The following is a 12523-nucleotide window of genomic DNA, read 5'->3' as shown; positions in this document are numbered from 1 at the left end:
GCCGCACGGCCGAAACGCCCCTCGCCGCCCTAGCGTGAGCGCATGCGTGTACTGGTCACCGGCGGTGCCGGGTTCATCGGATCCCATGTCGTCGAGGCGCTCACCGCGCACGGGCACGAGCCCGTGGTGTACGACGTCCGCGCCGCCCCCGAAGCGGACGTACGCAACCCCTCCACCGTCCGCGACGCCCTGAGCGGCGTCGACGCGGTGTGCCACCAGGCCGCGATGGTCGGCCTCGGCGTCGGCTTCCGCGACGCCGCGGAGTACGTCTCCCGCAACGACCTCGGCACGGCCGTACTGCTCACCGCCATGGCCGACACGGGTGTACGGCGGCTGGTGCTGGCCGGGTCGATGGTGGTGTACGGGGAGGGGCGGTACGCGTGCGCACGGCACGGCGTCGTACGGCCGGGCCCGCGCGCCGTCGCCGACCTGGACGCGGGGCGCTTCGAGCCTGCCTGCCCGGTGTGCGGCGCCGCCCTCGCGCCCGGCCTGGTGGCGGAGGACGCCCCGGTCGATCCCCGCAACGTGTACGCGACGACCAAGCTCGCCCAGGAGCACCTGGCGGCGGCATGGGCGCGCGCGACGGGCGGCACGGCGGTGTCGCTGCGCTACCACAACGTCTACGGTCCGGGCATGCCCCGCGACACCCCCTACGCCGGGGTCGCCTCCTTCTTCCGCTCGGCACTCGCACGCGGTGCGGCCCCGCGGGTCTTCGAGGACGGCCGCCAGCGCCGGGACTTCGTCCACGTACGGGATGTGGCCGCCGCCAACGTGGTCGCGCTGGAGGCGGGTTCGGCAGCCCTGCCGGAGGGCGCGCTCACGGCGTACAACACCGGCAGCGGCGACCCGCACACCGTCGGCGAGATGGCACGGGCGCTCGCGGCGGCGTACGGCGGGCCCGAACCGGTGGTGACCGGGGAGTACCGGCTGGGCGACGTGCGGCACATCACGGCGGACTCCTCGCGGCTGCGGGCGGAGTTGGGGTGGAAGCCCGAGACGGGGTTCGCGCAGGGGATGCGGGAGTTCGCGGACGCCGGATCGCGGGGGGCGTAGTCTGCCTCGGACCGGTGGTGCTGCCCGCATTCAGGAAGCGGCAGCGGGCAGCACCACCTCGAAGCGGCAGCCACCGGGGACGTTCCGTACCGTGGCCCGCCCGTCGTGCGCCTCGACGATGCCCCGCACGATGGCGAGGCCGAGCCCCGCGCCGGCCGGGGGTGTGCGGGCGTGGGTGCCGCGCCAGCCGGTGTCGAAGACGCGGGGCAGGTCCTCCTCGGGGATCCCGCCGCAGCTGTCCGTGACGGACAGCATCACGCCCTCGGGGACGCGTTCGGCGGCGACGGCGACCGTGCCATCGGCCGGGGTGCGCCGGATGGCGTTGACCAGCAGGTTGCCCAGCACCCGGCTCATCTCCTTGCCGTCCACCCGCACCGGCACCGGTTCGACCCCGTCGCCGACGAGCCGGACCCCGTGTTCGCGGGCCAGCGCGTCCGCGCCCGAGAGGGCGTCGCCGACGAGGTCGTACAGGGACATCCGGGCGAGCGAGAGCGTCAGGGTGCCGGCGTGGATACGGGACAGCTCGAAGAGGTCGCCGACCATGCCGTTGAGGCGCTCGACCTCCATGCGGATCTGCTTGAGGTAGCGGTCGGGGTCGGCGGCCACCCCGTCCTCCAGGGCCTCCGCCATCGCGCGCAGGCCGGCCAGCGGGGTGCGCAGATCGTGGGAGATCCAGGCGACGAGTTCACGCCGCGAGGACTCCAGGGCGCGTTCGCGCTCGCGGGACTCGGCGAGTCTGGCGCTGGTCGCCTCCAACTCGCGGCTCAGCGCGGCGAGTTCGGCGGTGGCGGGGCCGTCGGGCGAGGTGAAGTCGCCGCCGTCGCCGAAGGAGCGGGCGGCGAGCGCGAGGGCGTGGCTGCGGTCGGCGACCCAGCGGCCGAGCAGCAGGGCGGTGGCGAGCGAGACCACGGCGGCCATGGCGACGACGGTCGTGACGACGCTCAGGTCGTGTCCGGACAGGAACATCGCCTGCGCGACGGCGAGTGTGCCGGCGAGCATCGCGGTGACGGCGACGCCGGCGACCACGGCGAGGTGGGCGATGAGCGAGCGGCGCCGGATCAGCAGGAGCACGCAGGCGCCGACCAGGCCGGCCGCGGCGGCGCCGAGGAAGGCGAAGAGGGCGATGAGGAGGGTGTCGCGCATCGTCACACCTCGCCGTCGGGAGCGGAAGCGGTGCTGCCGGTCGCGTCGAAGCGGTAGCCGACGCCCCACACGGTCTGGATGAGCCGGGGCCTGGCCGGGTCGTCCTCCACCTTGCCGCGCAGGCGGCGGACGTGGACGGTGACGGTCGACAGGTCGCCGAAGTCCCAGCCCCACACCTCGCGCATCAGGTCCTCACGGCTGTAGACCCGGCCGGGGTGGCGCAGGAAGAAGGCGAGGAGGTCGAACTCGCGGATGGTGAGGGCGAGTTCGCTGCCGTCCTTGACGGCGCGGCGGGCCGCCGGGTCGACCGAGAGGCCCGCGGCGCGCAAGGTCTTGGACGGCTCGGCGGGCCGGGTGCGGCGCAGCACGGACTCGACGCGCAGGACGAGTTCGCGGGGACTGAAGGGCTTGGTGACGTAGTCGTCGGCACCGACCTCCAGGCCGAGGATGCGGTCGTCCTCGTCGCCGCGCGCGGTGAGCATGATGACCGGCACGGGTCCCTGGCCGCGCATCCGGCGGCACACCTCCAGGCCGTCCATGCCGGGCAGCATCAGGTCGAGGACGACGAGGTCGGGCCAGTGCGCGGCGGCCCGGGCGAGGGCGTCGGGGCCGTCGCCCGCGCGGTCCACGACGTATCCGGCGCGGTCGAGGTACCCGGAGACGATCTCGGCGACGGTGGGGTCGTCGTCGACCACGAGAACCCTGGCCCCGGCCTGCGGGTACGGCTGTTGCTGCTCCATGCCGCCAGCCTCGCACCCGGCGCGCGCATGCGGCGCCGTCGGCCGCCCGACGTCCTTGTTTCGTAAGGAGCCGCCGTCCGATATGCCCTGTTCGCGCTCGTAGGGTGAAAGCCGTGACGACCCCCTCCGCAACAGCGAGTGAACCTTGCACGGCGTCCGTCGACGTCGTGCTTCCCTGTCTCGACGAGGCCGAGGCGCTGCCCTGGGTCCTGGAGCGCATCCCGCCCGGCTGGCGGGCCCTCGTCGTGGACAACGGCTCCACGGACGGCTCGGCCGCCGTCGCCCGCGCGCTCGGCGCGACCGTCGTGCACGAGGAGCGACGCGGTTTCGGCGCCGCCTGCCACGCGGGGCTGAGCGCCGCCACGGCCGACATCGTCTGCTTCTGCGACTGCGACGCCTCGCTCGACCCGGGCGGCCTGGTGCCCTTCGTACGGCGGATCGCGGCGGACGAGGCCGACCTCGTCCTGGGCCGGCGTCGCCCCCGGGCCCGCGGGGCCTGGCCGCCGCACGCCCGCGTCGGCAACCTCGCCCTCGCCCGCCTCCTCCGCCGCCGCACCGGCCTGCGCCTGCACGACCTCGGACCCCTGCGGGCCGCCCGCCGCGAGCAGTTGCTCGCCCTGGACCTGACGGACCGGCGCAGCGGCTACCCGCTCCAGATGGTCGTCCGCGCCGCCGACGCGGGCTGGCGCATCGCCGAGTACGACGTGCCGTACCTGCCGCGCACGGGTGCGTCGAAGGTGACGGGGACCTGGCGGGGGACGTGGCAGGCGGTGCGGGACATGAGCCGGGTGCTGGCGGAGGACGGAGGGCGGGCCGGGGCCGATGTCGAGCCCGAATCCGGACCTGGACCTGGACCTGGACCTGGACCTGGACCTGGCCCCACCGAAAGCCCCGACGCCCGACCGGGCACCCCCGCGCAGAAGGGAACCCGCCCGTGACCACCCTCCTCGTCATCGCCAAGGAGCCCCGGCCGGGCCGGGTGAAGACCAGGCTGACGCCGCCCTTCACGCCCAAGGAGGCGGCCGCGCTCGCGGAGGCGGCCCTCGCGGACACGCTGGACGCCGTGGCGCGCACGCCCGCACGGCGCCGGGTGCTGGTCCTGGACGGGGCGCCGGGCCCTTGGTTGCCGCCCGGCTTCGAGGTCGTACAGCAGTGCGCGGGCGGTCTCGACGAACGGCTGGCGGCCGCCTTCGCGGGCTGCGACGGCCCGGCGCTGCTCATCGGCATGGACACCCCGCAGGTGACGCCGGATCTGCTGACGGTGGACTGGGACGGCTGCGACGCCTGCTTCGGCCCCGCCGAGGACGGCGGCTTCTGGGCCCTGGGGCTGGCCGAACCGGACCCGGTGCGGCTGCGGGGCGTACCGATGTCGACGCCGCGGACCGGCGCCGTACAGCGCGCCCGCCTCGCGGACCTGCGGGTGCGCGACCTGCCGTGCCTACGGGACGTCGACACGGCGTACGACGCCGACCTGGTCGCCAAGGCGACCCCGGGCAGCCGGTTCGCGACGACGCTGGCGCACCTCGCCCCGGCGGCGGACCGATGAGTGGCCTGCGGGAGGCCACGGCGGCGTGGATCACCCGCCGGCCCGCCCCGACCGGCACCGGCACGGACGCCGACGGCACCGCGGGACGGTCCGCCGACCGCACATGGTCCGCCGACCCGTACTCCCACGCCCTTCGCACCGGCCAGGGCCCCCTTTTCCTGCGCCGCCCCGACGGCTGGCTGCTGCCGCTCGAAGTGGAGCGGTGGTGCGCGGACGCCGACGCGGCGGATCTGGAGGTGCTGCGGCGCTGTGAGGGTGCGGTGCTGGACGTCGGCTGCGGGCCGGGGAGGCTGGTGGCGGCATTGGGCCGGCAGGGACGCCGCGTGCTCGGCATCGACGTCAGCGAGGCCGCCGTCACCCGCACCGTGCGGCTCGGTGGCCCGGCGTTGCGCCGCTCCGTCTTCGACCCGCTCCCCGGCGAGGGCCGCTGGGGCACCGCCCTCCTCATCGACGGCAACGTCGGCATCGGCGGCGACCCGGCCGCCCTGCTCTCCCGGATGACACAACTCCTCGCCCCGGGCGGCCTGTTGATCGCCGAGACGTTGCTGGACCTGGACCTCGACGAACGGGTCCAGGTCCACGTCACCGATGCCCGCGGCGCCACCGGCACCGCCTTCCCCTGGGCCCGGCTCGGCACGCCCGCCCTGCTGCGGCACGCGGAGCGCGCCGGCTGGCGGGCCGTCGATCAGTGGACGGCCGGCGGCCGCTCCTTCGCCGCCCTGCGCAGTCGTCGCCACCGCAGCACGAGCAGCACCGCCGAGCCGCCGAAGAGCACGGCGGTGATCAGCAGCCAGCGGGCCGCGAAGCCGTCGGCGGACAGGCCGGTGCCGGAGGCGTAGCGGTCCGCGACCCGGCCGCTGATCAGCGGGAACCAGACCAGCAGGAGCAGCAGGGAGAGTGCGGCGGGGACGCGGACGTATGACACCCACCGTCGGTGTCCGGCCGCCTCGAACCCTCGTAGCAGGACCTGGTCCGCCGCCCCGTACAGCGGCAGCAGCACGAGGTCATGGAGGATCGCCGCCCCCACGAACCACAGCGCGACCTCGAACCAGTCCCCCTCCAGCAGCCGCACCCCCGCATATCCGGCGAGCGCGAACGAGCTGACCAGCAGGAGGAGTTGAAGAGGGCTGCCCAGAGCAAACCTCGGTCGTCGCATCACAGGTCTCCGAACGTCATCCGCGCCACCCACTTGGTGTTCAGCACACCGGGCGCGGCGGGCACGATGATCCGCGCCGGGTAACCGTGGTCGGGGGTCAGGTCCTCGCCGTTGACGAACAGGGCGAGCAGGGAACGGGAGTCGGCGACCTGGTTGGCGCGCAGGGCGGCCCGCCGGAAGGCACCGCGCCGCTGCAGCGACTCCACAAGGACGTCGGGCGGCTCCTCGTCGTGGCCGACCAGCGCCGCGAGGTCCCGCAGCCGTACCCCGCGCCACCACTGGTCGGACGTCGACCAGCCCTCCACGCAGGCGATGGGCAACGCCGCGCTGTGCAGGGGCATGTCGAGCAGGTCGGCCCGGCCGAGGCGGACGGTCCGCCCGTCCCGCCCCACGATCACCAGCCGCCACGCCTCCTCGTTCGTGTCGGCCTCGCGGATCCCCGCGTACGCGGCCGTCTTGTTGATCTGGAAGCCGCCCGGCCCGCTGCCCGGTTCGGCGCCGCCGTGCGGGGCGAGGAGGGCGGTCCGGCGCAGGGCCCCGTCGAAGTTCTGCCCGACGGTCGTGCCGAAGAGCAGCAGCGAGCCGCCACCGACGAACCACAGCGCACCGCGCCGGGAGACGGTCGGCTCGGCGGGAGCCGGGGAGACCAACTCGCTCTTCGAGACCAACTCGCTTTCCTCCGCCCGCAGATTCCGCAGATTCCGCAGCGCCATGGGCGTCTTCAGCACGGCGTGCACGACGAACGCGGCGAAGAACACCCACGCCCCGTAGAAGTGCAGGGCGTAGAAGGAGCCGGGGAAGATGTAGTCCAACTGGACGTTGAGCACGCCCGTCACGAACTCGAACAGGGCGCCCCCGACGAGAAGCAGCAGCGAGATCCGCTCCAGGGCGTGCGCGAGCGAGCGGGCGGGCGGCAGCGTGAAGAGCTTCGGTACGACCGACCACAGCTTGGCCAGGAGCACGGGGATCAACGTGATGCCGAGCGTGACGTGGACGCCCTGGTTGAGCCGGTACAGCCAGTGCGGGCTGGTGGGCCAGGAGAAGAGGTAGAAGCCCAGGATCCCCTTGTCCGGGGTCTTGTCGTTCACCGGCGCCAGGTTCGGGTTGTAGGCGGCGTAGGACACCAGCCCCGTCACGAACAGCACCGTGATCCCGCCGAGCAGCACGACGCCGAGCACCGAGGTCAGCCAGGGGCCGCGCAGCGGGCTGCGCCAGAAGGCGGGAGAGAAGGGAGTGGGAGGGGAGGAGGGAGTCCGTGCCATGCCCCGACGGTAGGTCCGGTCCACCCCGGGAATGGGCTCGCGAACCATGACGAATCTCTGACGTCCGCGCCTGTCAGCCGTCCGGAGGATGGTGCCCGTCCTAGCGTTCTGGCGTGAACCGCGACCTCCGCCATGACCTGTCCGCCGCAGTGGCCGCCGGGCTCCTCGTCGTGACCGCCGCCGTCGTCGGCACCGTGATCCAGCGCCGGGACGGCACGCTCCGGGTCAACTGGCCGCCCCTGTTGGCCGACTGGGGTCCGCATGCCGGTCCCGGCACCCCGGCCGCGCTGGTCGTCGCGGCGGCGGTCGTGGCGTACGGCCCCTCGGTGGCGGCCCGGCTGCGCTGGCGGGTCCTGCTCCTCGCGACCTGGGCCACCGGCATGGCCTGGACCTGGTCCCTCGCCCTGGTCGACGGCTGGCACCGGGGCATCGCGGCGCAGCTGACGACTGCGCACGAGTACCTCCGGGTCATCGACCGCTTCCAGGACATCCCCGCCACTCTCCGGGACTTCTCCGACCACATCCTGCTCCAGTCGCCGGACAACTGGCCCGCCCATGTCGCCGGGCACCCTCCGGGCGCCACCCTCACCTTCGTCCTCCTCGACCGGATCGGCCTGAGCGGTGGCGGCTGGGCGGGAGCCTGGTGCATCACCGCCGGTACGACGGCGGCGGTCGCCGTCCTCGTCGCCGTACGCGTCCTGACCGACGAGCGGCTCGCCCGCCGCGCGGCGCCCTTCCTCGCCCTTGCCCCGGCCGCGGTGTGGGTGGGCACCTCGGCCGACGGGTACTTCGCGGCGGTCGCCGCGTGGGCGGTCGCCTTCCTGGCGTTGGCGGTGACGGGTCATCGCCCGGGGTGGACGGCTCTGGCGTCGGGCCTCCTCTTCGGCTGGGCCGCCTACCTCTCCTACGGCCTGACCCTGTTCGCCGTGATCGCGGCCGTCGTCCTGCTGCTGGGCTCACACCGCGTCCGCCCCCTGCCCTTCCTGCTGGCCGGCTTCCTGGTCGCCCCCGTCGCCTTCACGGTCGTGGGCTTCGACTGGTGGGAGGCATACCGTCTGCTGGTGACCCGCTACTACCAGGGCGCCGGTGGTGTGCGGCCGTACGGCTACTGGGTGTGGGCCAACTTGGCGTGCACGGTCGTCGTCGTGGGCCCGGCGACAGCGGCGGGGCTGCGGCGGGCAGGCGCGGCGCTGGTCCGGCGCGCGGAAGGAACCCAGGTCCGGGCGGCCCTCCTGGTACTCGGCGCGCTGGTCGCGATGCTGGTCGCCGATCTGTCCGGGATGAGCAAGGCGGAGACGGAGCGGATCTGGCTGCCGTTCGCGCTGTGGCTGCTGCCGGCCTGCGCGTTCCTGAGGGGGCCGCGTGGCTGGCTCGCGGCGCAGGCGGTGCTCGCCCTGCTCGTCAATCACCTGCTGCTGACGGGTTGGTGACCACGGAACAGATGAGGATAGGTTAGGCTTACCTAACTTAGCCTCGCCGGATCGAAGGGTTCCGATGTCTGCTGCCCCCTGCCCTGAGCCGACGCCCGCCGAGCGTGCCCGCTCGGTGCTGGCGGCGGCCGGCTCGCTGACCGTCACCACGCACGGCCATCGCATCGAGCTGATCGGCCTGCACACCGTCGACGCCGCCGCGCGGCTGCTCCTGCACAACCCGCCGGACGGCCACCTGGCCGCCGAGCTCGCGGTGGCACCCCACGGTGACCTGGCCGCCTTGGTGGAGTTCACCGACATCGCCCCCGTCTCCGTGCGCGAACGGGTGCGCGCCCGGCTGACGCTGGGCGGCTGGCTCAGCGCGCTCGGCCCGAAGACCCTGGTGTTCCACCCGGCCCGGGCCGTGCTCACCGAGGACGACGGCACGACCACCATCGGCCTCGGCGAACTGACGCTCGCCTCCCCCGATCTGCTGGCCGCCCAGGAGGCGGAGATGCTGGCGCGGCTGGACGCGGCCCACACCGACACCGTGGCCCCGCTCGCCCGCCTGCTCCCGGCCCGGGAGCAGCTCGGCGCGACCGGCGTACGGCCGCTGCGGCTCGACCGGCACGGCCTGGTGCTGCGCCTGGAGGCGGCGGACTCCCACCGCGACCTCCGCCTGCCCTTCGCCGCCCCGGCCACCCACCCGGGAGACGCGGTACGCAAGATCCACGCCCTGCTCGCCGAGGCCACCGCCCGGCCACGCCGCCGACGCCTGCCGACCAGGTCGTAGGCGAGGGCCCCGAAGCCGCCGACCTCCGGGCCACTCGCAGAGGCCTTCCCGTCTCCTCCGCGAAGGCGCCCGGAGGTCGGCTCATCCGCGGATCCCCGGCCCGGCCCCCGCCTCCAGGCGCTCCGTCGTCTCCATGAGAGAGATCGTGAACGGATGCCGGGGCTTCGTCAGGATCCGGTGCGCCGCCCCCTGTTCGACCAGTTCGCCCGCGTCCAGTACGGCGATGCGGTGCGCCAGGCGTGCCGTGTCCAGGTCGTGGGTGATGAGCACGAGGGACAGATCGTCGCCCTCGCCGACCAGGCCCGCGAGGACGTCGAGGATGCCGCGCCGGGTGACCGTGTCCAGACCGGAGGTGACCTCGTCGCAGATCAGCACCCGGGGACGGGCGAGCAGGGCACGGGCGAGGGCGGCGCGCTGGAGTTCGCCGCCGGAGAGTTCGCCGGGGCGGCGGCGGGTCAGGTCCGCTGCCAGGCCGAGGCGGTTCAGGGTGGCCGACGCCTCGTCCGTGGCCGCCCGTTCATCGGCGCCGCGCAGCCGTACCGCCGTACGGGCCACCTGCTGCAGCACGGGCCGGTGCTCGTCGAAGGCGGCGCGGGCGTCCTGGAAGACGTACTGCACGGCGGCCAGTTGGGCGCGGTCGCGGTGGCGCAGGCTGCGCGGGAGCGGCGAGCCGTCGAGCAGGATCTCGCCGTCGTGGTCGCGGTGGAGGCCGGCGAGGCAGCGGGCCAGCGTGGTCTTGCCGCTGCCGGAGCGGCCGACCACGGCCAGGCACTCGCCGGGGTGCAGAGCGAGGTGCGGGGCGTGCAGGACGGCGGTCCGGCGATCGTGCACGGCGGTCAAGTCCCGTATTTCCAGGACTGGTTGGCTGGAACCTGCGCTCTGCGCACCCTGCTGGGCCGCACGCTGCTCGTCGAGCAGTCGGCGCGTCCACTCGTGCCGGGGCGCCGCCCACAGCCGCTCCACCGGGCCCGACTCGACGACCCGGCCCGCGCGCATGACGAGGACCTCGTCGGCGAGGGCGCGTACGACGTCCAGGTCGTGGCTGAGCAGGACGACCGCGATGCCGCGTGCCGCCACCGCCGCCAGCTGCTCGACGATCCGGCTCTTGGTCAACGCGTCCTGGCCGGTGGTGGGTTCGTCGGCGACGATGACGCGGGCGCCGAGCAGCAGGGCCTGGGCGAGGACGACGCGTTGCTGCTGGCCGCCGGAGAGCTGGTGGGGGTGGCGACGCAACAGGGGTGCGCCGTCCGGCAGTTGGGCGTCAGTCAGGGCGCGCAGGACCAGTTGGCGGGCTGCCGCACGGCGTTCGGCGCGGGGCAGGTGACGGACCTGCGGGCGGGCGATGTCGTGCAGCAGCGCGCCGACCCGGCGGGCCGGGTTGAGGACGGCGGCGGGGTGCTGGGGGACGTAACCCACCGGGCCGTCCCCGGTGCGCCGTATCTCGCCCGTGACGCGGGCGCCGGGCGGGTACTCCCCCAGCAGTGCGAGGCCCGTCGTGGTCTTGCCGCTGCCGGAGGCGCCGACCAGGGCGGTCACCTTCCCGGGCAGCACGCGCACGTGCACGCCGTCGACGAGCGCGCGGCCGTCGATCTCGACGCGGAGGTCGCGGATCTCGGCGACCACCGCATCCTCTGCCCGGCTCACCGGCGTCGTCCTTTCTTCTCAAGGGCGGCCTTCTTCTCCAGGACGGCCTTCTTCTCCAGCGCGGCGTCGAAGAGCAGGTTGGTGCCCATCGTCAGCGCCACGATCAGCAGCGCGGGCACCACCACGGCCCAGGGCTGCACGAACAGGCCGGTGCGGTTGCGGTCGACCATGACCGCCCAGTCGGCGGCGTCCGGCGCGACGCCGACGCCGAGGAACGCGGCCGTCGACACCAGGTACAGCACGCCGGTCAGCCGGATGCCCGCGTCGGCGGCGAGGGTGCGCAGCGCCGACCGGCCGACGTAGCCGACGGCGATCCGCCACCAGGTCTCCCCCTGCATGCGCAGCGCCTCGACAGCGGGGCGCGCCGCGGCCTCCCCCGCCGCCGCCCGCACGATCCGGGCCGCGTCGGGCACGTTCACCAGGGCCACGAGCAGCGCCAGCCCGGCGGCGCCCGGCGAGAGCACGGAGGCCACCAGCAGGATCAGCAGCAGCGACGGCACTGCGAGCAGCACGTCCAGCGGCCGCATCAGCAGTTCCTCCAGCCACCGCAGGCGGGTGAGCGCACTGACGAGCGCGACCGGGACGGCGACGAGGTAGCCGAGTGCGGTGGCGGCGAGGGCGGTGAGGACGACCGTACGGCCGCCCAGCAGGACCTGCTGCCACACGTCACGGCCGACGAAGTCGGTGCCGAGCCAGTGGCCGCCGCCGAGGGTGAAGGACGTGGCGCGGGGCCCGGGGTCCCCGGTGAACAGCGGTCCGAGGAGGGCGAGTACGAGGGGGACGGCGATGACGGTGAGGCCGAGCGCGAAACGGCGATGCGTCCTCATGCGGCCACCCCCGCACGGGGCGTGAGCCGATGGGCCACCAGATCGGCCCCGAGGTTGAGCACGACCGTCAGCACCCCGAACACCACGGCGAGCCCCTGCACCACCGGTACGTCGCGTTCGGCCACGGCGTTGAGGAGGACCGTGCCCAGTCCCGGGATCACGAAGAGCGCCTCGACCACGATCACCCCGCACAGCAACCAGTCGACGGTGCGGGCGAGTTGCTGTGCGGCCGGGGCGAGGGCGTTCGGCAGGGCGTGGGTGTAGCGGACGCGGGCGCCGGGGACGCCGTAGCGGCGGGCGTGGGCGGCGTAGGGGGAGGCGAGGGCGTCGACCATGCCGGCCCGCACCAGGCGGGACAGGGAGCACACCGGGCGGGAGAGCAGGACCAGCACCGGCAGGATCAGGGCCGCCGGATGGGCGAGCAGGTCGGTGCCGTAGCCGACCGCCGTCGGTGGCAGCCAGGCCAGCTTCAGGGCGAGGACCGTCACCAGCAGCACCCCGAGGGCGAACTCGGGGACCGCGTACACGGCCAGCGTCACCGAGCTGACCAGCCGGTCGATCAGCCCTCCCTCGTGGCGGGCGGCGAGCACGCCGAGACCGAAGCCGAGGGGGACCAGCAGGGCGACGGTGAGCGCGGCCAGGAGCAGGGTCGGCCCGAAGCCGTCGGCGATGTACTGCGTGACCGGGCGGCCGGAGGCCAGCGACGTGCCGAAGTCGCCGTGCAGCAGGCCGGTCGCCCAGTCGGCCAGCCGTTGGTACGCCGGCCGGTCCAGGTCCATCGCCTCGCGGATCGCGGCGATGCGCGCGGGGTCCGGCTGGTCGCCCGCGAGGGCCACCGCCGCGTCGCCCGGCAGCGCCTCGGTGAGCGCGAAGACCAGCAGCACGACGGCCACGGTCTGCGCGACACCGAGGAGCAGGCGCCGGGCGACGAAAGAGCGCAGGGGGCTCAT

At 74.4% G+C, this 12523-nt stretch carries 12 protein-coding genes; 6 read left to right on the top strand and 6 right to left on the bottom strand.

Annotated elements, in window-relative coordinates:
- Positions 1–42: 42 nt before the first annotated feature.
- Positions 43–1053, top strand: coding sequence for an NAD(P)-dependent oxidoreductase (locus PBV52_RS37765; RefSeq protein WP_274244853.1), 1011 nt, complete (start codon positions 43–45; stop codon positions 1051–1053).
- 30 nt (positions 1054–1083) lie between these two features.
- On the opposite strand, the gene PBV52_RS37760 is transcribed toward PBV52_RS37765, so the two are convergent.
- Both PBV52_RS37760 and PBV52_RS37755 read right to left on the bottom strand, forming a co-directional pair.
- Entirely contained in the window at positions 1084–2196 is a 1113-nt protein-coding gene (locus PBV52_RS37760) for a sensor histidine kinase KdpD (RefSeq protein WP_274244851.1), read from the bottom strand.
- Positions 2197–2198: 2 nt separating this feature from the next.
- Positions 2199–2936: a response regulator transcription factor gene (locus PBV52_RS37755; protein WP_274244849.1), complete on the bottom strand. Its 738-nt coding sequence runs from the start codon at positions 2934–2936 to the stop codon at positions 2199–2201.
- A 104-nt stretch (positions 2937–3040) separates the two neighbouring features.
- Between PBV52_RS37755 and PBV52_RS37750 the strand changes: the two genes are divergently transcribed.
- The 3 genes from PBV52_RS37750 to PBV52_RS37740 are packed head-to-tail and all read left to right on the top strand — an operon-like array spanning position 3041 to position 5321.
- The gene (locus PBV52_RS37750; RefSeq protein ID WP_274244847.1) at positions 3041–3874 is read left to right on the top strand and encodes a glycosyltransferase family 2 protein; all 834 of its coding nucleotides are present in this window, start codon (positions 3041–3043) and stop codon (positions 3872–3874) included.
- On the top strand, positions 3871–4482 hold the full coding sequence (locus PBV52_RS37745; RefSeq protein ID WP_274244845.1) for a DUF2064 domain-containing protein: 612 nt from the start codon (positions 3871–3873) through the stop codon (positions 4480–4482). The genes PBV52_RS37750 and PBV52_RS37745 overlap by 4 nt, the downstream gene beginning before the upstream one ends.
- Positions 4479–5321: a bifunctional 2-polyprenyl-6-hydroxyphenol methylase/3-demethylubiquinol 3-O-methyltransferase UbiG gene (locus tag PBV52_RS37740; protein WP_274244844.1), complete on the top strand. Its 843-nt coding sequence runs from the start codon at positions 4479–4481 to the stop codon at positions 5319–5321. The genes PBV52_RS37745 and PBV52_RS37740 overlap by 4 nt, the downstream gene beginning before the upstream one ends.
- 316 nt (positions 5322–5637) lie before the next feature.
- On the opposite strand, the gene PBV52_RS37735 is transcribed toward PBV52_RS37740, so the two are convergent.
- On the bottom strand, positions 5638–6900 hold the full coding sequence (locus tag PBV52_RS37735; protein ID WP_274244842.1) for a molybdopterin-dependent oxidoreductase: 1263 nt from the start codon (positions 6898–6900) through the stop codon (positions 5638–5640).
- Positions 6901–7013: 113 nt separating this feature from the next.
- Here PBV52_RS37735 and PBV52_RS37730 point away from each other — a divergent pair, with 113 nt between their 5' ends.
- Positions 7014–8330 (top strand): hypothetical protein, encoded by a 1317-nt coding sequence (locus tag PBV52_RS37730; protein ID WP_274244841.1) that lies wholly within the window; start codon positions 7014–7016, stop codon positions 8328–8330.
- Positions 8331–8394: 64 nt separating this feature from the next.
- Entirely contained in the window at positions 8395–9102 is a 708-nt protein-coding gene (locus tag PBV52_RS37725; protein ID WP_274244839.1) for a DUF2470 domain-containing protein, read from the top strand.
- An 81-nt stretch (positions 9103–9183) separates the two neighbouring features.
- Here the strand turns inward: PBV52_RS37725 and PBV52_RS37720 are convergent, their stop codons facing one another.
- From PBV52_RS37720 to PBV52_RS37710, 3 genes are read right to left on the bottom strand one after another with little or no spacing between them, the layout of a single operon-like run.
- Positions 9184–10746: an ABC transporter ATP-binding protein gene (locus PBV52_RS37720; RefSeq protein ID WP_274244836.1), complete on the bottom strand. Its 1563-nt coding sequence runs from the start codon at positions 10744–10746 to the stop codon at positions 9184–9186.
- Positions 10743–11573: an ABC transporter permease gene (locus PBV52_RS37715; protein WP_274244835.1), complete on the bottom strand. Its 831-nt coding sequence runs from the start codon at positions 11571–11573 to the stop codon at positions 10743–10745. The genes PBV52_RS37720 and PBV52_RS37715 overlap by 4 nt, the downstream gene beginning before the upstream one ends.
- Positions 11570–12523 (bottom strand): ABC transporter permease, encoded by a 954-nt coding sequence (locus PBV52_RS37710; protein ID WP_274249830.1) that lies wholly within the window; start codon positions 12521–12523, stop codon positions 11570–11572. Before PBV52_RS37710 ends, PBV52_RS37715 begins: the two co-directional genes overlap by 4 nt.

Origin of the sequence: Streptomyces sp. T12, from assembly GCF_028736035.1 — a bacterium.
In the GTDB taxonomy this organism is placed as follows: Bacteria; Actinomycetota; Actinomycetes; order Streptomycetales; family Streptomycetaceae; genus Streptomyces.
This window is presented reverse-complemented; position numbering and strand designations above follow the sequence as displayed.